The sequence below is a fragment of the Acinetobacter sp. YH12117 genome, from assembly GCF_013418865.1.
Classification (GTDB): Bacteria; Pseudomonadota; Gammaproteobacteria; order Pseudomonadales; family Moraxellaceae; genus Acinetobacter; species Acinetobacter indicus.
This window is the reverse complement of sequence record NZ_VPBF01000016.1, coordinates 33775-54971: the sequence shown is the minus strand read 5'-3', so window position 1 is coordinate 54971 and position 21197 is coordinate 33775. Positions and strand designations below refer to the sequence as shown.

The 21197-nt window shown below is 46.0% G+C and carries 16 protein-coding genes; 9 read left to right on the top strand and 7 right to left on the bottom strand.

Going from position 1 to position 21197, the window contains the following annotated elements; translation table 11 throughout:
- Window positions 1-31: 31 nt before the first annotated feature.
- Together FTU55_RS07740 and FTU55_RS07735 are read right to left on the bottom strand one after the other, a co-directional pair.
- Complete coding sequence (locus FTU55_RS07740) at window positions 32-2092, bottom strand: bifunctional diguanylate cyclase/phosphodiesterase (protein WP_163145422.1); 2061 nt, start codon at window positions 2090-2092, stop codon at window positions 32-34.
- A gap of 279 nt (window positions 2093-2371) precedes the next feature.
- Window positions 2372-4564, bottom strand: coding sequence for a carboxy terminal-processing peptidase (locus FTU55_RS07735; protein WP_016658575.1), 2193 nt, complete (start codon window positions 4562-4564; stop codon window positions 2372-2374).
- A 195-nt stretch (window positions 4565-4759) separates the two neighbouring features.
- Between FTU55_RS07735 and nagZ the strand changes: the two genes are divergently transcribed.
- Entirely contained in the window at window positions 4760-5782 is a 1023-nt protein-coding gene (nagZ, locus tag FTU55_RS07730; protein WP_016658574.1) for a beta-N-acetylhexosaminidase, read from the top strand.
- Between the two features lie 97 nt (window positions 5783-5879).
- Window positions 5880-6734, top strand: a complete 855-nt coding sequence (locus tag FTU55_RS07725; RefSeq protein ID WP_180046686.1) for a class I SAM-dependent methyltransferase — start codon at window positions 5880-5882, stop codon at window positions 6732-6734.
- A 73-nt stretch (window positions 6735-6807) separates the two neighbouring features.
- Here FTU55_RS07725 and FTU55_RS07720 read toward each other — a convergent pair whose 3' ends face one another.
- Window positions 6808-8130 (bottom strand): alpha/beta fold hydrolase, encoded by a 1323-nt coding sequence (locus FTU55_RS07720; protein ID WP_168398965.1) that lies wholly within the window; start codon window positions 8128-8130, stop codon window positions 6808-6810.
- 307 nt (window positions 8131-8437) lie between these two features.
- Here FTU55_RS07720 and FTU55_RS07715 point away from each other — a divergent pair, with 307 nt between their 5' ends.
- The 7 genes from FTU55_RS07715 (at window position 8438) to FTU55_RS07690 (ending at window position 16705) form a co-directional block, all read left to right on the top strand.
- Complete coding sequence (locus FTU55_RS07715) at window positions 8438-9703, top strand: glutamate-5-semialdehyde dehydrogenase (protein WP_180046684.1); 1266 nt, start codon at window positions 8438-8440, stop codon at window positions 9701-9703.
- 115 nt (window positions 9704-9818) lie between these two features.
- Window positions 9819-10223: a hypothetical protein gene (locus FTU55_RS07710; protein ID WP_005180148.1), complete on the top strand. Its 405-nt coding sequence runs from the start codon at window positions 9819-9821 to the stop codon at window positions 10221-10223.
- A 314-nt stretch (window positions 10224-10537) separates the two neighbouring features.
- Window positions 10538-11758, top strand: a complete 1221-nt coding sequence (locus FTU55_RS07705; RefSeq protein ID WP_005180151.1) for an acetate/propionate family kinase — start codon at window positions 10538-10540, stop codon at window positions 11756-11758.
- 50 nt (window positions 11759-11808) lie between these two features.
- Window positions 11809-13947, top strand: coding sequence for a phosphate acetyltransferase (pta, locus tag FTU55_RS07700; RefSeq protein WP_168395473.1), 2139 nt, complete (start codon window positions 11809-11811; stop codon window positions 13945-13947).
- Between the two features lie 118 nt (window positions 13948-14065).
- Window positions 14066-14248 carry a hypothetical protein gene (locus tag FTU55_RS15130; RefSeq protein ID WP_228721957.1) on the top strand — a complete coding sequence of 61 codons (183 nt, stop codon included), beginning with the start codon at window positions 14066-14068 and terminating at the stop codon, window positions 14246-14248.
- A gap of 12 nt (window positions 14249-14260) precedes the next feature.
- Window positions 14261-14647 (top strand): hypothetical protein, encoded by a 387-nt coding sequence (locus FTU55_RS07695; protein ID WP_257222767.1) that lies wholly within the window; start codon window positions 14261-14263, stop codon window positions 14645-14647.
- Window positions 14648-15178: 531 nt separating this feature from the next.
- Window positions 15179-16705: a fumarate hydratase gene (locus tag FTU55_RS07690; RefSeq protein WP_005180157.1), complete on the top strand. Its 1527-nt coding sequence runs from the start codon at window positions 15179-15181 to the stop codon at window positions 16703-16705.
- Between the two features lie 71 nt (window positions 16706-16776).
- Here the strand turns inward: FTU55_RS07690 and FTU55_RS07685 are convergent, their stop codons facing one another.
- The 4 genes from FTU55_RS07685 to tig all read right to left on the bottom strand — a co-directional run bounded on the left by FTU55_RS07685 (window position 16777) and on the right by tig (window position 21125).
- Complete coding sequence (locus FTU55_RS07685; RefSeq protein WP_160240957.1) at window positions 16777-17490, bottom strand: DUF2846 domain-containing protein; 714 nt, start codon at window positions 17488-17490, stop codon at window positions 16777-16779.
- Window positions 17491-17658: 168 nt separating this feature from the next.
- Entirely contained in the window at window positions 17659-18969 is a 1311-nt protein-coding gene (gene clpX / locus FTU55_RS07680) for an ATP-dependent protease ATP-binding subunit ClpX (protein ID WP_075174636.1), read from the bottom strand.
- Window positions 18970-18996: 27 nt separating this feature from the next.
- Entirely contained in the window at window positions 18997-19602 is a 606-nt protein-coding gene (gene clpP / locus FTU55_RS07675; protein WP_005180162.1) for an ATP-dependent Clp endopeptidase proteolytic subunit ClpP, read from the bottom strand.
- A gap of 191 nt (window positions 19603-19793) precedes the next feature.
- A complete protein-coding gene (tig, locus tag FTU55_RS07670) occupies window positions 19794-21125 on the bottom strand; it encodes a trigger factor (RefSeq protein WP_075167430.1) in 1332 nt (443 codons plus the stop codon).
- Window positions 21126-21197 lie beyond the last annotated feature (72 nt).

Genomic DNA, 21197 nt, shown 5'->3' with positions numbered 1-21197 from the left:
CAGTACCTTAATCAGACCCGATAATTTCATTTTATACTTGCGGCAAGTCTTCCAAACGCTTGACCTCAACCGGCATCGACAGCAAATAACCTTGTAATTGCTGACAACCCAAACGCGCCAGAATTTCGGCCTGTAATGGCGTTTCCACCCCTTCTGCGGTAACCGTCAATCCCAGTTTGGTCGCCAGCTGGATAATACTTTCCAGAATCATTTCTTCTTTGGAATCGCGATACAGGTCTTTAATAAACGCACGGTCAATTTTTAGCTCATCCACCGGCAGATCTTTTAAATACAGGAAACTGGAATGGCCCGTGCCAAAATCATCAATCGCCAGTTTTACGCCCATTTCTCTTAAGCGTCTAAAACTACGAATACTCGATTCCACATGATGCATGGCAGTGGTTTCGGTAATTTCAATCATGAGATGACTCGGGTCAATCGCATAACGGCGGAATAAGTTTTCTAAGGTGCTAAACAGATGTTTATGTTCGAACTGTACCGCCGACAGATTGACTGCTAATGGAAACAGTTTCAGTCCCTGCTGTTCCCATTGCTGAATCTGTTTGCAGGCCTGCTCGAGGGCCCAATAGCCCATCTGGATAATCAGGCCGGACTTCTCCGCACCTTTAATAAACATATTCGGGGTCAACAGACCATGCACCGGATGCATCCAGCGAATTAATGCTTCGACGCCACAAATCCGCCGGGTGCTGGTGGTAAATTTGGGCTGGTAAAATAGAATAAACTGCTGTTCATCGACAGCTTTATATAAATCATTCAGCAGCTTGGTCTGGCTTTTGGTTTCCTGCTGGTCAATGCTGTAATTAAACACCGAATAAGTGTTACGGCCCTGATATTTTGAAGTCAGCATGGCGGCATCGGCATTCATCAGTACATCTTGCAGGTTGTTGCCGTGCTCCGGGTACATGGCAATACCAATACTGGCCGAAATATTAATACTCTTGCCGGCAATCAGGAAACTCTCCTGTACACTGTGCAGCACATTTTCTGCCGCCTGAATCGCATCCTCAACCGTGGCCTGCTCCAACACCAGCAAGAACTCATCACCGCCAATTCTTAATAATTTTTCCTGCGATTTCAGCTGCTGATGCAGTCGTGTGGTCAGCTGAATCAGCAACTGATCACCAACATGATGGCCAAATACATCATTCACCGCCTTAAAACGGTCCAGATCAATATATAAAAACGCGACATTCTGCTGATTGATGCGCTGGGCGCTAAACAGCAAATGCGCATATTCAGCCAGATATAAACGGTTCGGTAATTTGGTCAGATTGTCCTGCACCGCCTGATTGGCCAGCTCACGGTTAACCAGCGACAGCTGGCGGTTACGTTCTTCCAGACGCTGCTCCAGCACGGCCACACTAAAGGCGGCAACCATCACCAGACTGGTCACAAAAATCACGGTAAACAGCAAGATGCCATTACCGGTTTTATAGATCGCATCCAGACGTTCTGTATCAATCGGATAGTAAGAAACCGAAGCCATGCCGGTATAATGCATTCCGACAATGGCCAGCGACATCATAATGGCAATCATCACCTTATAGTGACGATAGTAAAGCAAGGTATTTTTAAAACGAAACGCCAGCCAGAAGGTCAGGCCGGAACCACTAATGGCAATGAGCACCGAAAACACCACCAGTAGCGGATCATAATAGGTCCGGTGATTCTCTACGACCATGCCCAGCATACCGGTATAGTGCATGCCGGAAATTCCGAGCCCCATTAACACTGCCCCAATCACCAGACGGGCAAAAGGCAGGGTGGGTTTGGTGGTCAGCCAGATGGCAAAGGTGGAAGCAATAAAGGCAATAACGCCAGAAAAAATGGTTAGCGGCAGATTAAACGCGTAATTGGCTGGTAACTGGCAAGCCAGCATCCCGACAAAATGCATGCCCCAAATAGCAACGCCAAGGCATAGGCCACTGAGCAAGAGCATGGCTTTTTCAGATTTCTGGCGGATTCCCCCGAGCAGGAACTGCTGGGTTGAAATAGCCAGATAACTGGCCAGAATTGCAACCGCAATTGAACCTACCACCAGGCTAAAGTCATAGTGAATATGAACCATAAAAAGCTTCCGTATAGGTTATTTTTTTGTTGTTACTATACTCAACGCTAAATACTCATGAATTTGCCGCTTTAAAAGATAAAGATAAAACAAGGAATTAAAACTCAAACTAGAATCTTATACTATCGCATTGAGGTCAAGCCTAAATGCGGTTTTTCCGCCCTGAAAACCGTCATTTTTCATGTTGATTTGCCGGCTCATCTGGATCTTGAGTTATTCAACTCAAAAGCATCAAAAAAGGCCAGTACATCTACCGGCCTTTTTCTCACATCCAAGGTCTTATTTGGCTGTGCCTGATTGTAACTGACTATAATCCAGTAACACATTGGCCGCTTCGCTCACAAAGACTTCTTCTTCCGGCAGTGGTGGACGCTGGTTGGCTTTCATTTTGGCCCGTGACTCGGCTTGCGCTTCCAGTGAGGCCTGATAGCTTTCCCAGTTTGGATACGGCGCCAAACCGGTCGCCTGACGACGTACGTTTTCAGCGGCTAAGGTTTTACGCTCCAGCTCAATCAGCTCGGCACGGCGCTGATCTAAATCCAGCACCGCCGTTTTGCGCTCTTCTGCCTGTTTGGCAATATTTTTACGCTCAGTCAGATACTTGAACTGCGGATCAATACTGACCCGGGTCTGCGAAGATTTGGCCAGTTGCGGCACATAAGACTGCACCACACCCTCACGTTTAAATGGTGCGGTGGCAATGGTGTCCCACTTCAGCGCATTCTTGGCCTTACGCTCACCAAATTCTTCATTGTAGATATCTACCAGTTTAATGTCCGGAATCACCCCTTTGTTCTGGGTACTGCCGCCGGTAATCCGGTAGAACTTACGCTGGGTAAGCGTGGCCTGACCATAGGCCAGAGTGTCCAATTGTACCTGTGCTGTCCCTTTACCGGTGGTTGTGCTACCAATCACAATACCGCGCTCATAATCCTGAATCGCGGCTGAATAAATCTCGCTGGCAGAAGCCGAGGCCAGGTTAATCAGGACTGCTAGCGGGCCAGCATAGGTCTGTTCACCGCCATCATTGTCTTCAAACACGCTCACGTTGCCATTGCCATCACGGATTTGTACTACCGGACCCGATTTAATCACCTGACCCAGCATACGTGCCACCTCTTCAAGTGAGCCGCCCGGGTTATTGCGTAAATCGACAATAATCCCGTCGACATTTTTGGCAGCCAGCGTTTTCAAGGCATTGTTGGTGTCTTCCGATACCGAACGGTATTCCACCCCGGCACGGCGCGCCCGATAGTTCAGATAAAATGATGGAATTTCAATCACGCCATAGGTATAGGTTTTGCCATCACGTTGAATTTGCACGGTTCGGTTACGCACCCCGGCATCTTCTTCCTGAATAATGTCACGGACCAACGTCACGGTACGTGCCTGACTCATCGAGGCACCCGGACCGAGTAAACGCAAGGTCACTTTGGTGCCACGTTTACCGCGAATCAGACCGACCACTTCATTGCTTGGCCAGCCAATCACATCCACAATTTTCTCGCCATCCTGACCGACACCAATAATCCGGTCGCCAGATTTGACCTGACCAGATTTACTCGCCGGTCCGCCTTCAACAATGGTTTCAATCTTGGTGTAATCTTCATTGCTGCGATCCGGACGAATCGACACCCCAATCCCTTCCAGCTGCAAGGTGGTCTGACGGTTCAGCTCCATTGCATCAACAGGCGGGAAATAGTTGCTGTGCGGATCATAGGTCAGCATCATCGCATTTAAGGTTTTGTCCAGCACATCGTCGCTTTTCAGACGGCTCATGCGTTCCAGCTGACGAGTATAACGCTTGGTCAGGGTTTCCACCGGCGTCATATCTTCCGGGCCGGATAAATCTTGCCCATTGGCCAGTTCTGGATTTTCCTTGAGGGCTTTTTGTTTGGCCTGCTCTTCTTCTTTGCTGATGGTCAGGTTAATCAGCTGGGACACCAGCATTTTTTGCCAGTGGGCACGCTGCTCGGCCTGGGTCTTAAAGAACGGCGCTTTTTCACGATCCAGCTCAATGGTGACATTCGGCTGTTTTAAATTCTGCGGTTTTTTCAGCTCGGCCAGCATAAACTGATAGAAGGCCTGCATGCGTTCACGATAATGCGCATGAATCTGATACGGGCCCGATAAATCACCGGCTTTTAAGGCGGCTCCAAAATTGGCGCCATATTTTTTCTTGTACTGTTCGACTTCATCGGCCAGGAACAAGGTGTGCTCCGGGTCCAGACTATCGATGTAAAAATCAAAAATGCGATTGGAGGTGTTGCTGTCTAAACGCTGGTTCAGGTAATGCTGACGGTCAACCAAGGTCGCTAACTGGCGTGACACCAAGGCCTGTTCCCGGGTTGGAACAATGGTATTGGAAACAGCAGCAGTATTATTGGCAGCAATGGCTTCGTTGATTGCGTGACTAAAGAAGAATCCCCCAGTTGCCACGGCAACTGCACAAGCTATCGTTTGAAGTTTCATAAATAATGTGTATTTCCTTGGTTTTCGACCAGTAGTACAAGGTTGCTTAGCGACGAATCAAGCAGATTCAAAATCTTAAACAACTTAATCTGTTTATGTCGTGTAGTTTTATCATATTCTGTGCTGACAAAATGTAGCAAATCATTGCAGAATTCAGGTATTGTTTTTCGATAAAAATTTGAATCCGGAACCGATATGATTGGCGCATTGATGCTCGACATCGCTGGCACAGCACTTACTCAAGAAGATATTCAACTCTTACAAGCTCCGCAAGTCGGTGGCGTCATTTTATTTGGTCGAAATATCGAATCACCGCGGCAGGTACGCGCCCTGACCGATCATATGCGTCAGGTACGTCCGGATATTTTAATTGCAGTCGATCAGGAAGGCGGCCGGGTGCAGCGTTTAAAACAGGGTTTCACCCTACTGCCGGCCATGGGCCGTTTTGGCGAGCTGTATCAGCAGCAGCCGGAACTGGCGGTCGAGCTGGCTGAACAGTGCGGCTGGCTGATGGCCACCGAAGTATTAGCGGTCGGTATTGATTTCAGTTTTGCCCCGGTGCTGGATTTAAATGACATCAGCGATGTCATTGGTGACCGCAGTTTTGCCCGCAATATGGACGATATTATCGTACTGGCACGCGCCTTCTTAAGTGGCATGCAGCGCGCTGGTATGGCCACCACCGGCAAGCATTTCCCCGGTCATGGCTCGGTCAAGGCCGATTCGCATGTGGCCGCTGCGATTGATTCACGTTCTTATGCAGAGATTCAGCAAAAAGACATGCAAAGCTTTATCCAGCTGCAAGCCCAACTGGATGCCCTAATGCCTGCGCATGTAATTTATGATCAGGTCGATCCGAACCCGGCCGGTTTCTCTCCGTACTGGATTCAGACCGTGCTACGTCAACAGCTGAATTTTGATGGCGTGCTGTTCTCGGATGATTTAAGCATGCAGGCCGCCTGTGTGGCAGGTGGTGCCGATGCCCGCATTCAAGCGGCCTTAAACGCCGGTTGTGATATGGGACTGGTCTGTAATGACCGTGCCGCCGCCTGTCTGGCACTGGACGGCATTCAGGATTTACCGTTACCAAATCAGGCCCGTTTAGCACGTATGCGCGGCCAGATTCCAGAAATTCAAATTGGTGATGTACTGGAGCTCGGCCCGGAATGGCAGGCAGTACGCGACCGTATTGTCCGCTTTAAAGACAGCGGCCAGTAATACCGACAAAGGAACAGGACAAGCTGTTCCTTTTTCTTTATGATGCAAATACATAAATCCAACCCCCCGAATAAATAAAAAGAATAGAGGACCTTGCATGAGCCAACCGCTTTCCGAACATCGCCATATATCCTTTACTGCCCACTATACCGGCTATATCTGGTTTCAAATGGGCATCTCGCATCCGGTATTTGCTACTTCAAAAGGCAAGTTTCTGGCCAAATTGGTCCATCCGCTGGAAAGCTGGGCCGAAAAATATGTCGGTGGCAGCATGCGCACCACCCTGAAAGAACGCCACACCATTATTGACCAGCAACTGACCGAGCTGATTGCCCGCAATCCTCGTACCCAGGTGCTGGAAATTGCCTGCGGCCTGTCCCCACGGAGCTGGAATTTCCGCCAGAAATATCCTGAACTGAATTACCGCGAGCTGGATTTACCAGATATGGCCAAGGTGAAAACCGCCGCCTTGCAACAACTGGACCAGCAGGCACCGGAAGTCTTGAGTGCCGATATTTTCAGTGAAGAATTTGCCCAGATTTTTCAGCATTTTGACCCGCAGCAACCGCTGGTAATTATTAGTGAAGGCTTAATCAATTATTTCGACAAGCCGATGCTCAGCAAACTGCTGCATGGGATTTATCAATATGGACAACATTTTCAGGAACTGCATTACTTGAGTGATATTTATCCTGAACCGGTGAAAAACAAACTGGCCAGCTTTATATGGACCAGCAGTAAATTACTGAAAGTCATGTCTCGCAGCGCCTTTAGTTTTCATTTTCAAAGTCCGGGTGAAGTCCGTGACTTTGTTAAAGCCAGCGGTTTTGAGCGGGTCGATATTCTGCAGCCGCAGCACTATTTCCACACTCCGGACCTGCCCGCCCCTGAAGAACATTTGGGTGATATTGTCTGGGTGCTGCACGCCTGCCATAAACAGCCCAGTGCCTAAAAGAGAGTTCTGAGCCTCATCAGCCCATAAAAAAACAGCGCCTTTGCGCTGTTTTATTTTTAGATACCTCAATTTAGGCAATTGCTGCCAGACAACCTTTTTGACGCTGGATATAACGCAGCAAACGCTCGGCAATATCAAAGCTACCATGTTTTAATAAAGCGCGAATCTGCTGATCCTGCACTTCAAAAATCAGGCACTCAATCTGGAAACTACCCTCTTCATCTTGGAGTGTCAGGGCCAAATCACGCTCATACTGCGCAGCCCGTTCTGCCTGTCCGTCTTCAAAACGTAGCAATACGCCAAAAAAGTTCAGATCGACAATTTCCGTGGCAAAGCTTAAATCGGAATGACGGTGCGTTAACTGACTAAATGGCTGTTGTACAGCAATGCGTTCTTCTCCACGGCGCTCCATGGTCAAGAGCTGGGCACGGGTCATGGGGATAATACCTTCTAACGACTGAATCGGCTCATCTCTTAAAAAGGTGGCAAACAGGCGCATGGTTTCTTTACGGCGCTGCAACTGCGGCACATGATCAGCATTGGCAATCATGGCAAACTCCATGTCCGGACATTGCAGGGCAAAATTGGCATTTTCATGTGGCAAGGTAAAACTGTCATACTGACCACAGGCCACCAGCACCTTGCACTGCGGAATAGGAACGTGAGTCAGGCGCAGCAGACGATTACAATTGATATCATAGCGTTCCTGTTCGGTGGCGGTGAATTCGGCCATTTGCCGGAAGAACAGCCGCTTGGCGGTTGGCGACATGCGGGTCGCTTCCAGCTTGGCATGATTGACCAGATATAAAATTACCGCCTGACCAAACTCATCCATACGCTGCTCTTTCATTAAATGCAGCGATTCTTCCAGCAGCATACGCCAGCTTTTCCGGGTCTTTTGCATGACACCCATCAGAATCATGCGGTCTATCAGTTCCGGACGCTGATGCGCCAAACAGGATGCCACCACAGAACCAAGGGACATGCCCAATACCGTGACCTGACTCAAGCCAACGATATCCAGCCAGCGGCCGAGCATGGCTGCCAGATCTTCCAGCTCCAGCGTACCGGCAGATATGCCAGTATCGACATTGCTGATTTGCTGGTTGGCGCCCATGGAAGGTAAGTCAATCAGAATAATCGGGCCGGCATCAAACAGTTGTTCAACACAGTATTTATAGGAGTTAAAATTCTGAAAAGCGCCCCCGATAATCACCATCGGCGTCATGTGCAAGGTGTCTGGGCGAGCAATCGCCATGTATTCAATCTTCCAACCGTCAATCCAGGTTGTACGCGCTGGCTGTTTGAAACTGTGCTTATCGTAAAGATCAAAAAAACCAAAGTGAGCACTTGACTGCCCGACTTCCGAGTCCATTTGGATAATGGAATTCATATTCCTTTCCTCCATTCTCGCGCTTATTTTTATTGTGCAAGAGATGATTTCTAAAATTGAGCAAAAATCGCATCCTGCTCTTTCATTGTTATTTGTATGACTTCAATGTCCATCGTGTTTCATTCTATACAGGTGTCGTTTTGACACGCAACCTCTTCTGCAACCACTTGTCTGCTTTTAAACAGGAAACAATTTCAAAATGTTTAGCGCTTTTCCGGCTTTCCTGCGGAAAATTCCATCAAACTGCTTCATTGTCCCGACCTAGACTGTTAATATCGAGGAGAAATTTCTAAGTGATCAAACCGCTATGCACGAGTCTATTGAACAATATATGCAAACGGTAGGACAACAAGCGCGCCAAGCTTCCGCAGTTCTGGCAAGTGCTTCTACCCAAACAAAAAACCATGCTTTATCTGCTATTTACACTGCGCTTGAAAACAGTGAAACAGCAATTTTAGCTGCCAACCAGATTGATATGACCAAAGGTCGCAACAACAATCTGGATAGCGCCCTGCTTGATCGCTTAGAACTGACTCCCCCGCGCTTTAAAGGCATGTTACAGGGCCTGAAAGATGTGATTGGCCTGCTTGACCCAATTGGTGAAATTACCGATATGGCCTATCGTCCGTCGGGTATTCAGATTGGCAAAATGCGTGTGCCTTTGGGCGTGGTCGGCATGATTTATGAATCCCGTCCGAACGTGACCTTAGAAGCAGCTTCGCTGGCGCTAAAATCAGGCAATGCCATTATTTTACGTGGTGGTTCAGAAGCGCTGGAATCGAATAAAGCCATTGCCGAAGCCATTCAGCACGGTCTGAAAACTGCAGGCTTGCCAGAAACGGCGGTACAGGTCATCAATACGCCGGATCGTGCCGCTGTAGGCCAGTTAATTACCATGTCGGAATATGTCGATGTGATTGTGCCACGTGGCGGTAAAGGCTTAATCGAGCGCATCACCAATGAAGCCCGTATTCCGGTAATTAAACATCTGGATGGTAACTGTCATGTCTTTGTCGAAGCACAGGCTGACTTGCAAAAAGCCCTACCGATTGCCCTGAATGCCAAAACCCATCGTTATGGCGTCTGTAATGCCATGGAAACCTTGTTGGTGGATGAAGCCATTGCAGATGAGTTTTTACCGCGCATTGCCGAGCTGTATGCAGAAAAACAGGTCGAGCTCCGTGGCTGCGCCGAAACCCAGCGCATTTTAGGCGATAGCGTTAAAACGGCTACCGAAGGCGACTGGTATACCGAATATCTTGGTCCGGTTCTGGCCATTAAAGTGGTGTCGGGTCTGGATGAAGCGATTACCCATATCAATAAATATGGCTCGCATCATACCGATGCCATTATTACTGAAAACTTCAGTCTGGCACGTCAGTTCATGGCCCGTGTTGATTCCAGTTCAGTGATGATTAACGCCTCTACCCGCTTTGCCGATGGCTTTGAATATGGTTTAGGGGCGGAAATTGGTATTTCTACCGATAAAATCCACACCCGCGGCCCAGTCGGTCTGGAAGGTCTGACCTCGCAAAAATGGGTGGTGTTTGGAGATGGCCAGATTCGCCAATAACTCACTTCTCTAAATATATGAATGTTCAGCCTTTGCGGAGGCTGAACATTTTTCTGCTGTTTTCCCTGTCTATTCCACCGTACACTGTCTTAAGAATGAGAATAAGAGGTGGACAATGTTCTATTATTTAATTGTGACCACATTTGTTCTGGCACTGCTGGTGTCATTTGTGGTGATGCGTATTTTTTCCAGTTCCATTAACCGTATTCTGGCGCGTATTATTCATGATCCGATTCATGAAGCCTGGGCCAGATATACCAAATTTGCCGGCATGGTGGTTGGAACATCCTCCGGAATCCGGATTTATGACATGGAAAAATACATTACCCCGCTCACCTATAGCGAAAACGACCAGAAAATTATTATTGAACTGACGCAGGAACGCTGGTTTCTGGAAATTTACCGCACCTTAATTGAAACCCTGCAAGGCTTGGCCTGGATGATGCTGGTATTTTTCATGGTGGCGCTATTTGCCTATGTGATTGTGCGCTGGTCGGAAATGAAGTATCAGAAACCTTGAATATGAAGGAATAAGAAATATTTTCAAACAGTTCTGTCAGATGCTTTGATTCAAGGCGTGTTATGGTAAAGAGAAGAACAACGCGACTGGACATGACTACTATTTTATTAATAAATGAAATCTATCAACCGATAAATTTTAGTTATTATTCCCGAAAGGGTCGATAGTGCTTAAGTCTAATCTCCTAAAGTCTATCTAGAAGCGATACCCATCCCATGATAAAAATTAGTTATTGATCAAGATTGCACCGTGTTGGAACAGGTGCAGATCAATACGGGATACAAATATTTCAATTAGAATTCGGGTAAAACAACGTGTCTACAACTGTATTAGTAATTAACTGCGGATCTTCTTCAATTAAATACGCGCTTGTTTCTGAACGTCGCGAAGACCGTATTTTTGGTTTGGCTGAAAATTTAGGATCTGCCGAGGCACGTATTAAAGGGATCACTGTCGGAGGTGAACCACTCGAACTTTCTATTCCGCACGCAGATCATGAAAAAGCCTTAGAAACCATTTTATCGCGCTTGTCACAATACAATCCTCAAGCGATTGGCCACCGTGTGGTACATGGCGGCAGCTTGACCAAAGCCGAGCGCTTAACCCCAGAAATTATTCAACGCATTCGTGAAGCAACCCCACTGGCACCGTTACATAACCCGGCGCACCTGGTAGGCATTGAAGCGACCATGCGTTTATTCCCTGAATTACCTCAGGTTGCTGTATTTGATACCGCATTCCACCAGACCATGCCAGCACATGCTTATCGTTATGCTGTGCCAAAATTCCTGTACACCGATCATAACGTACGTCGTTACGGCTTCCACGGCACCAGCCATGCCTATGTTTCTGAACGTGGTTCAGAACTGGCCGGCAGCCTGAAACAAGGCGGCTGGTTAACAGCGCACCTGGGCAATGGTAGCTCGACCTGTGCCATCTGGAACGGTGAAAGTGTAGATACCTCTATGGGCCTTACCCCACTTGAAGGTCTGGTGATGGGTACCCGTAGTGGTGATGTAGATCCATCTTTACACACTTTCCTGGCCAGCAACCTGGGTTGGGATATCTACAAAATTGACAAGATGCTGAACAGCCAAAGCGGTCTACTCGGTTTATCTGGCCTCTCTAACGATATGCGTACCCTGATTGAAGCTTCTGAACAAGGCAATGAAGATGCAGCTCTGGCGATTGAAGTATTCTGCTACCGTTTAGCGAAATCTTTAGCAGCCTTAAGCTGTGGCTTACCGCGTCTAGATGGCCTGTTCTTCACAGGTGGTATTGGTGAAAACTCGGCTTATATCCGTGAAAAAACCCTGTCTTACTTACCACACTTCGGCTTTAACTTTAGCAAAGAGAAGAATGACAGCCTGAAACGTGGCACCGAAGGTCGTATCGATAACGGTACCGGTCCACAAATCTGGGTAGTTCCAACCGATGAAGAAGGCCGTATCGCCAAAGAAACCAGCGCGGTGGTGGAGTCTGAGTTGGGAGCAACTCCGGCAAAAAAGTCTGAATTAGAAACTGCGATTGCTTAAGCAATCGTAGTTTTACCCTGTTTACTTTTGGCTGATTTGAATAATACCTTATGAAAACAATTCTACTTGTCCCAACTGGAGAAGGTGTTGGTCTAACATCTGCATGTTTAGGTCTGGTGTATGCTTTGGAATGCCAGGGCATTAAACCCGGTTTCGTCAAACCTTTCTCTCAAGAATTACAGCCTGAAAACGAACGGACGACAGCGCTGTTTGAGCATGTCTCTAAAACCAAAACGGTTCAACCCATTCCTTATGCACAGGTGGTGCATCAACTAAGCCATGACCAGCAAGATGAATTACTAGAAGAAGCGGTTCGCTTACACCGCCAAGTGGCCAAACAGCATGACCTGATTATTGTCGAAGGCCTGTTACCGAATTTCCGTGACAGCTTCGCAGATGACCTGAATGCCCTGCTGGCTCAAGCCCTAGATGCACAGGTAGTGATTGTCAGCGGTGCCGACATCAACAATCCGCTTCGCTCTGCTGAACGAATTGAACACCAGATTCGTAACTTCGGTGGTGCAGAATCGAACCGTTTACGCGGTGTGCTGTTTATGCGTACCAAAGGTTTGCCAGAAGATTCTGCGCAAATTCCTGTGACGATTGATCCAAACCTGCGTTTACTGTCAGACACCAGCAAGTTTGTGGCCAGCATTCAGCAAACTTATAGCTACATTGGCACAGAAAAACTGCCAGTGATTGGTTTGGTACCATTTAGTAATACCCTGAGCGTGCCGCGCCTGTCTGATCTGGCGGCGCATATTTCTGCCCAGTGGATTCATGAAGGCGAAGCCAATACACGCCGTGTGTTACATAGCAGCCTGATTACTTCGAATATCGAGCATGAACTGCACAAGTTTGTGGCCGGTGAACTGATTATTACCGCAGCTGACCGTACCGATGTACTACTGGCCAGCAGTCTGGCAAACAGCAATGGCATTCCTTTAGCAGGCTTAGTCTTAACCGAGCAGCATCAACCGAATGAACAGGCCTTAAATTTCTGTCAAACTGCCATCAAGCAAGGTTTGCCTGTACTACATACCCCTTTAACCACCTTTGAAACTGCGCAACAACTCTCGACTTTCGGTAATGAAATTCCAGTCGATGATATTGAACGCGCCGAACAGGTGACCCGTTTTGTGTCCAGCCATATTGATCCGGAATGGTTAAACTCGCTGATTAGCGGTGCGCATAGCCCACGTTTATCACCTTCTGCCTTCCGTCATGAGCTGGTACAAAAATCAATTGCGGCGAAAAAACGCATTGTTTTACCTGAGGGTGATGAGCCACGCACAGTTCAGGCTGCGGCCATCTGTCAATCGCGTGGTATTGCACACTGCATCTTGCTGGCCAAACCAGAAGCCGTGGTTGAAGTGGCCAAAGCCCGTGGTATTGAATTGCCGCATGACTTAGAAATTATTGATCCAGACCTGATTCGCGAAAACTATGTCGAGAAAATGGTTGAGCTGCGTAAAGGCAAACTTAACGAATTACAGGCACGCGAACAGCTTCAGGATACGGTGGTTTTAGGTACCATGATGCTGGCGCTGGATCAGGTTGATGGCTTAGTTTCTGGTGCAGTACATACCACGGCCAATACCGTACGTCCGGCCTTCCAGCTAATTAAAACCGCACCTGAATATTCACTGGTATCTTCAGTGTTCTTTATGCTGCTGCCAGATGAAGTTTATGTGTATGGTGACTGTGCGATTAACCCGGACCCCGATGCAGAACAACTGGCTGAAATTGCCATTCAATCTGCTGACTCGGCCAAAGCCTTTGGTATTGACCCGCGTATTGCCATGATCTCTTACTCAACCGGAACTTCAGGTGCCGGTGCCGATGTAGAAAAAGTAGCGCAAGCGACTGAAATTGCCAGACAGCGCCGTCCAGACCTGCTGATTGATGGCCCGCTGCAATACGATGCTGCATCGGTTGAAAGCGTTGGTCGTTCTAAAGCGCCAAACTCTCAGGTGGCTGGTCGTGCCAATGTATTTATTTTCCCTGACCTGAACACAGGTAATACCACTTATAAAGCAGTACAACGTTCTGCCAATGTGGTGAGTGTTGGCCCAATGTTGCAAGGTTTGAACAAGCCGGTAAATGACCTGTCACGCGGTGCATTGGTCGATGATATTGTGTTTACCATTGCTCTAACTGCAATTCAGGCTGAACAGCAGTCTGCTTAAACAACTGTTTTTAACAAGCTCCGCTTCACCCACCCTGTCGAAAGATAGGGTGGTTTTTTAATTTAGACCAGACGTATCAAATACATCTCATTTTCTGTATAGGTTAGGTGGTAATCACATGCCTTTAACATTAAAAAATAACAACGAAGTTTTTAAACAGATCTTTGAAATCGCCAATCAATTTGACAAAGAGCAAGAAAATTATCTCATTGCGTATTCCCATTTTTTAAATTATTCCAAAAAGACAGATGTACTCACCTTGGATGACATTGTTATCGGCATCAGCTTTACCTATTCGTAGATGCCGACTATTTTGAAAAAAATTGATTTAACTGCAGCAGATGATCTGATCAAAATATTTAACAAAGCAAAACAAGGTCATCAATTAACAGTACCAGAACTTCAAACACTCAAAAGTGCATTCAATAACTCTCTTGTCGGTGTATCTAAATTGTTGCACTTTATTCATCCTGAACACTATGCGATTTGGGATAGCCGTGTATTTAGATTCTTAAGCGGCAACGAACCCCATAACTTCGCATTTAAACGTCCTGAAACTTATCTGGAATATCTAACGCTTCTGGACGAATTAAAAAATGAGGCGGTTTTTGAAAGTTTTTATCGTTTAATGCAAGACAAAGTGGGGTATCAGATTTCAGCATATCGAGCTTTAGAACTTGCCTTCTTTAAAGGAGGATAAAGCAAAGCTATAAACAAATTTTGAGAATTGAGAATTGAGAATTGAGAATTGAGAATTGAGAATTGAGAATTGAGAAAAATATTATTTTTATCAGCCTAAAATGAAAAAAGAAGATAAAGCTTAAGCTTGATCTTCTTTTTGGCCATACATCCAAGTTGCAGCGATATATACACAAAAGCCCGCAACCATCAAAATACCTGTTGTCATCTTTAAGGTCTCGTTTTTGGATGTGACAATTATGCGAAAGTTTTATGACAGTTATATGACAAAGCTGAAATATTTAAATTTTATTAAATAATTAAAATTCAACAACTTAATAAAATTTTATCTAAACTTAAGCTGTAATATGACATTAATTTCAGCTCAAATATGACAAAACCTCCTGCCAAATACAGTAAAAATCACCCAAAATCCCGCGTAAAAGCACCACTATAAACTTTCGGCCAATCCGCTTCTAAAACGCCCACAATGCCGTCATTTTGTCTTATAATTTAGCCCGCTAGCTATCAGCCCGCTCAAGAGAATTTTGATATGACAACTATTATCAAGCAAGATGACTTGATCACATCGGTTAAAGATGCGCTTCAGTTCATTTCTTACTATCACCCACAAGATTTCATCCAAGCGATGAGCCGTGCGTATGACCGTGAAGAAAACAAAGCTGCAAAAGATGCGATTGCACAAATCTTAATTAACTCTCGTATGTGTGCAGAGGGTCACCGCCCAATCTGTCAAGATACCGGTATCGTCAACGTATTCGTTGAAGTGGGCATGGATGTTAAATTTGATTTAACAATGAGCTTAGACGACGCAATTAACGAAGGTGTACGCCAAGGTTACTTAGAAAATTCGAACGTCCTGCGTGCATCTGTACTTGCTGACCCTGCATTTGGTCGTAAGAACACCAAAGACAACACCCCTGCGGTGATTTACCACAAACTGGTTCCAGGTAACAAAGTCGACATTACTGTTGCAGCCAAAGGTGGCGGTTCAGAAAACAAATCTAAACTGGCAATGCTCAACCCATCTGACTCTATCGTAGATTGGGTACTGAAAACTGTTCCAACCATGGGTGCAGGCTGGTGTCCACCAGGTATGCTTGGTATCGGGATCGGTGGTACTGCCGAAAAAGCCATGATGCTGGCCAAAGAAGCACTCATGGAAGAGATCAACATGGACGAACTGCTTCGTCGTGGTCCACAAAATAAACTTGAAGAACTTCGTATTGAAATCTTCGAAAAAGTAAACGCGCTGGGTATTGGTGCACAAGGTCTGGGCGGTTTAACCACTGTACTTGACATCAAGATTAAAGATTATCCTTGCCACGCTGCGGGCAAACCAGTCGGTATGATTCCGAACTGTGCTGCAACACGTCACGCACACTTCACTTTAGATGGTTCAGGCGTTGCCCATATTCAGGCACCACGTCTTGAAGATTATCCTGAAGTTACTTGGGACTCATCTTCGTCTAAACGTGTTGACCTCGACAACATCACCCAAGAAGAAATGAACTCTTGGCAACCAGGCGATACACTGCTGCTAAACGGTACCATCTATACCGGCCGTGATGCTGCACACAAACGTATGGTTGACATGCTCAACAACGGTGAAGAATTACCGGTTGATTTGAAAGGCAAGTTCATCTATTACGTAGGCCCTGTTGATCCAGTCGGTGATGAAGTGGTTGGCCCTGCAGGTCCGACAACAGCGACTCGTATGGACAAATTCACACGTCAAGTACTAGAAGCGACTGGCCTTTATGGCATGATTGGTAAAGCAGACCGTGGTCCTGCAGCCATTGAAGCGATTAAAGACAACAAAGCAACTTACCTAATGGCTGTGGGCGGTGCTGCGTACCTGGTATCTAAAGCAATCCGTGAAGCTGAAGTGGTTGCTTTTGAAGACTTGGGTATGGAAGCGATCTACAAGTTTGTAGTAAAAGACATGCCGGTATCTGTCGCAGTTGACGTAAACGGTACTTCTGTACACGCGACTGCGCCAAAAATCTGGCAAGCTAAAATTGGCAAGATTCCAGTGGTTGATGCCGCTGCTGGCTAATGAATGCTGTTGAAGCGATTAAAAAAGCACCCAAATCTGGGTGCTTTTTTATTTCTCAATATCAAGCATTTTTACCAGGTGCGTGGGTCCCACAATTTAAATGGCTTGGTCAACTGCACATCGCTGGCCGGGTCATAATCGGCATGTTTGATTTTTTGTGCCTTAGAGCGAATTTTACCGGTGCTCTGGTCTTCAGCCACAAAATTATAACTGTGCGATTTCAATTGAGTAAAAGCAATTTCATTGAGGCCTACCGTTTCCGGCATCATGATTAAGGGACCAGAAATCGTGCGGCGGGTACTGCTATTTTCTTCATCATATTTAATAAAATAGGACTTGCCTGCTTCAACGGAAAAATCCAGATACTTCGGCTTTTGGAAATGCTGCACACCTAAAGGACGACTGGTAGATAAACGATAATCCCCGGCAGGCAATTCAATCCAGTAATAATGATTATGCAGCAGGCTTGGGATGCGTTCGCTATTGATAAATAGGCTGGAGGCTACAATTTCCTGACGGTTCCAGCGTGAATCCGGACGATATAAATACACCACAGCGGCCTGATCATGCTGCGGCTGAATGGCTTGAAAGCGCTGACCCAATTTCTGATTGACCCAACCGCCAATGGTAAACATGCCAAAGCGGTACTGTTCCAGCAAACTCGGCTTTTCGTTCTGATCAATAGCTTTTAACGTAGAGGTGGGCGGCAGTTGCGCCTCGGTTGACGACTTCCCATGACAGCCAGCCAATGCGACAGCCAGAAATACGATTGATATAGCACGCATGAACATCCCTCATTCCTTCGTTTTTATTTTTACACTTAACACTTTTTCAATATTTTTATTGGGTTTGGCATCCAGGCCCTGATGCAGAGATTAGCACTCTGTCTTGTTTTTTCAAATAAAAAACGTGCGAAAACCGTTGATTTCCGCACGTTTCTGACGAATAGCGTCTTAAGCCGTTTTTGAATTCACGACTTTTAAATCGGCTTTCGGCTGTTCTACCGCAGCTTCTTTACTTTGACGTTCCGGTTTTAATTCTGGCTTGGCCTGACCATTAATCACTGCCTCCGTGATAATAACCGTGCCTACATCACTACGACTTGGCAAGTCATACATGATTTCAAGCAAGGCATTTTCCAGAATTGAACGCAGACCACGCGCACCTGTATTACGTTCCAAGGCTTTTTTCGCCACCGCACGTAATGCAGCGTCATCAAAGATCAGGTCGACATTTTCCATCTCGAACAGATATTCGTATTGACGCGTCAAGGCATTCTTCGGCTCGGTCAGAATCTGCATTAATGCGTCTTCATCCAGCTCATCCAGTGTTGCAATGACTGGCAAACGGCCAATAAATTCCGGAATTAAACCGAATTTCACCAAATCTGTTGCTTCAACCTGACGGAACAGTTCAGACAGCTTTTTGCTTTCATCCTTGTTACGTACTTCAGCGGTAAAGCCAATACCACCTTTTTCCTGACGTTGCTGCACAATTTTCTCTAGACCCGAGAATGCACCACCACAGATAAACAGGATGTTGGAAGTATCAATCTGGATAAATTCCTGCTGCGGATGCTTACGGCCACCCTGCGGTGGAATAGAGGCCACTGTGCCTTCAATCATTTTCAGCAAGGCCTGCTGCACACCCTCGCCCGATACATCACGGGTAATCGACGGGTTTTCAGACTTACGGGTAATCTTGTCGATTTCATCGATATAGATAATGCCTTTTTGCGCCTTTTCGACATCATAATCGGCTTTTTGCAGCAGCTTCTGCACGATGTTTTCAACATCTTCACCCACATAACCGGCTTCGGTTAAGGTGGTGGCATCGGCCATGGCAAACGGAACATCCAGCAAACGCGCTAAAGTCTGTGCCAATAAGGTTTTACCCGAACCGGTTGGACCCACCAGCAGGATATTACTTTTGGCAATTTCGACTGCATCATTGGTTTTCTGACCGTTATGCGTCACTTTCAGACGCTTATAGTGGTTATAAACTGCCACTGATAAGGTCTTTTTCGCCAGGTCCTGACCAATCACGTATTGATCCAGTGCAGCGCGAATTTCATGCGGTTTTGGCAACGGACGGGCGGCCCAGTCACTCGACTCAACTTGTTGACTGGTCTGAACCAGATCCAGGCATACGTCCACACATTCATTACAGATATATGCGTCCTCGCCTGCAATCAGCTTCCCGACTTCAGACTGCGTTTTACCGCAAAATGAACAATGTTTTTGTCCTTGAGGATGTTCGGACATATTCTCTCCAATTTAAATCTTTAAAACTTATGGACGCTTAGATAACACTTCGTCCACTAAACCGTATTCTTTGGCCTGCTGTGCAGTCATAAAGTTATCACGGTCGGTATCTTTGGCCACTTTTTCATAGTCCTGGCCACTGTGCTCTGCCATCAAACGGTTCAAGCGCTCTTTAATGAACAGGATTTCACGCGCATGAATTTCAATATCAGAGGCCTGACCACGGAAACCGCCTAAAGGCTGGTGAATCATGACCCGGGCATTTTCCAGGCAGTAACGTTTGCCTTTGGCACCGGCATTCAGCAGGAATGCACCCATTGACGCTGCCTGCCCCATACAGTAAGTCACCACATCTGGCTTGATAAACTGCATGGTGTCATAAATCGCCATACCGGCAGTGACTGAACCGCCTGGCGAGTTAATGTATAAATGAATATCCTTATCTGGGTTCTCTGCCTCTAAAAACAACATTTGCGCCACAATCAAGTTGGCCATGTTGTCTTCAACCTCACCCGTTAAAAAAATCACCCGTTCACGCAAAAGACGTGAATAAATATCAAAAGAACGCTCACCACGAGATGATTGCTCAACGACTACTGGAACCAATGCGTTATCAATTGATGGAACATACATACGTTTATTTATTCCTAAATTCTTGTGAGTTCACCCATGATCACAATATGAGGGATAATCATCTAAATTGCAAAATATTCACCCACAATTCATGGATATTTTTTGCATAAGCTTTGTAAACTTTAAAACCATCCAAGTTTTTATATTATATAAAAAAGGCGCCTTAGGCGCCTTTTTTACTTCAGCTGAAATTAGCCTTGTTGACGAGCTTGTTGCTCTTTCAATAAGTCTTCGTAGCTGACTTGTTTGTCAGTCACTTTTGCAGCTGCAAGAATGTGATCAACCACTTGGTCTTCTAACACAACTGCTTCAATTTGAGCACGTTGCTGTTTGTCATTTTTGAAGTATTCAATTACTTCATTTGGATCTTCATAAGAAGATGCCATATCTTCGATGTAAGCATCAACACGTGCAGCATCCACTTCAAGTTTCGCGTCTGCTAAAACTTTGCTCACCAATACGCCAAGTTTTACAGATTTTTCAGCTTGTTCTTTGAACAGTTCGTCTGGAAGCATGCTTGAGTCAAATGCTTTCGCACCTTGCGCACCAAACTGCTGAGTGAACTGTTGGATCATTTGTTGACGTTGACGGTCAATTTCTTGCTTAACCATAGATTCAGGAACTTCGATTTCGTTCGCAGCAACCAGTGCATCAAACGTTGCACCTTTCACCTGGTTACGAAGACCGTTTTTCACTTCACGTTCCATGTTTTTACGAACGTCAGCTTTTAACTTTTCAACACCTTCTTCTTCAGTTAAACCAAAGATTTTTAAGAATTCAGCATCAACTTCTGGAAGTTTTTGTTTTTCAACCAGTTTTACATTGATTTTGAACTGAGCTGCTTTACCTGCCAGCTGTTCAGCTTGGTAGTCTTCCGGGAAAGTTACATCAATAACTTTCTCTTCGCCTTTTTTCATGCCCACGATGCCGTCTTCAAAGCCCGGGATCATACGGCCAGAACCTAATACCAGTTTGAAGTCTTCAGCAGAACCACCTTCAAATTTCTCGCCATCTACTGTGCCTTCGAAATCAAAAGTGACTTGCATGTCTTTTTTCGCCATGCCTTTGGTTTCAGCCCAAGTTGCGCGCTGCTTTTGCAGGTTTTCGATCATTTGATCTACATCTTTGTCGCTAACTTCAGATGCTTTACGCTCAACTTCCAGACCTTCGAATTTCACTTCAACTTCTGGATAAACTTCAACAGTCGCTTCATATACTAAAGCGTCGTCTTTCATTTCAGTTTTTTCAATGTTTGGCATACCAACAGCATTGATTTTTTCTTGTTGGATTGCTTCAAATACGGTGTCACGAATGATGTCGTTTACAACTTCTTGATAGATACCCGCGCCATATTCACGACGTACAACGTTTACAGGCACTTTACCTGGACGGAAGCCGTTAATCTTCGCAGTTTTAGCTGTGCGTTTTAAGCGAGCTTCGAACTGCTCGTTAATACGGCTCGTCGGTACAGATACATTTAAACGACGGGCAACGCCCGAAACCGCTTCAGAAGTTACTTGCATGGCTTCCTCGATATTTAGTAATAACAGTTTTTAAAAAAGTGCCATATTATATGACAACATTTAAAGATATAC

Bases quoted from the DNA above. Each gene is read 5' to 3' on its own strand.
- FTU55_RS07740 (WP_163145422.1), bottom strand. From the start codon at position 2,092: ATGGTTCATATTCACTATGACTTTAGCCTGGTGGTAGGTTCAATTGCG.
- FTU55_RS07735 (WP_016658575.1), bottom strand. From the start codon at position 4,564: ATGAAACTTCAAACGATAGCTTGTGCAGTTGCCGTGGCAACTGGGGGA.
- nagZ (WP_016658574.1), top strand. From the start codon at position 4,760: ATGATTGGCGCATTGATGCTCGACATCGCTGGCACAGCACTTACTCAA.
- FTU55_RS07725 (WP_180046686.1), top strand. From the start codon at position 5,880: ATGAGCCAACCGCTTTCCGAACATCGCCATATATCCTTTACTGCCCAC.
- FTU55_RS07720 (WP_168398965.1), bottom strand. From the start codon at position 8,130: ATGAATTCCATTATCCAAATGGACTCGGAAGTCGGGCAGTCAAGTGCT.
- FTU55_RS07715 (WP_180046684.1), top strand. From the start codon at position 8,438: ATGCACGAGTCTATTGAACAATATATGCAAACGGTAGGACAACAAGCG.
- FTU55_RS07710 (WP_005180148.1), top strand. From the start codon at position 9,819: ATGTTCTATTATTTAATTGTGACCACATTTGTTCTGGCACTGCTGGTG.
- pta (WP_168395473.1), top strand. From the start codon at position 11,809: ATGAAAACAATTCTACTTGTCCCAACTGGAGAAGGTGTTGGTCTAACA.
- FTU55_RS15130 (WP_228721957.1), top strand. From the start codon at position 14,066: ATGCCTTTAACATTAAAAAATAACAACGAAGTTTTTAAACAGATCTTT.
- FTU55_RS07690 (WP_005180157.1), top strand. From the start codon at position 15,179: ATGACAACTATTATCAAGCAAGATGACTTGATCACATCGGTTAAAGAT.
- FTU55_RS07685 (WP_160240957.1), bottom strand. From the start codon at position 17,490: ATGCGTGCTATATCAATCGTATTTCTGGCTGTCGCATTGGCTGGCTGT.
- clpX (WP_075174636.1), bottom strand. From the start codon at position 18,969: ATGTCCGAACATCCTCAAGGACAAAAACATTGTTCATTTTGCGGTAAA.
- clpP (WP_005180162.1), bottom strand. From the start codon at position 19,602: ATGTATGTTCCATCAATTGATAACGCATTGGTTCCAGTAGTCGTTGAG.
- tig (WP_075167430.1), bottom strand. From the start codon at position 21,125: ATGCAAGTAACTTCTGAAGCGGTTTCGGGCGTTGCCCGTCGTTTAAAT.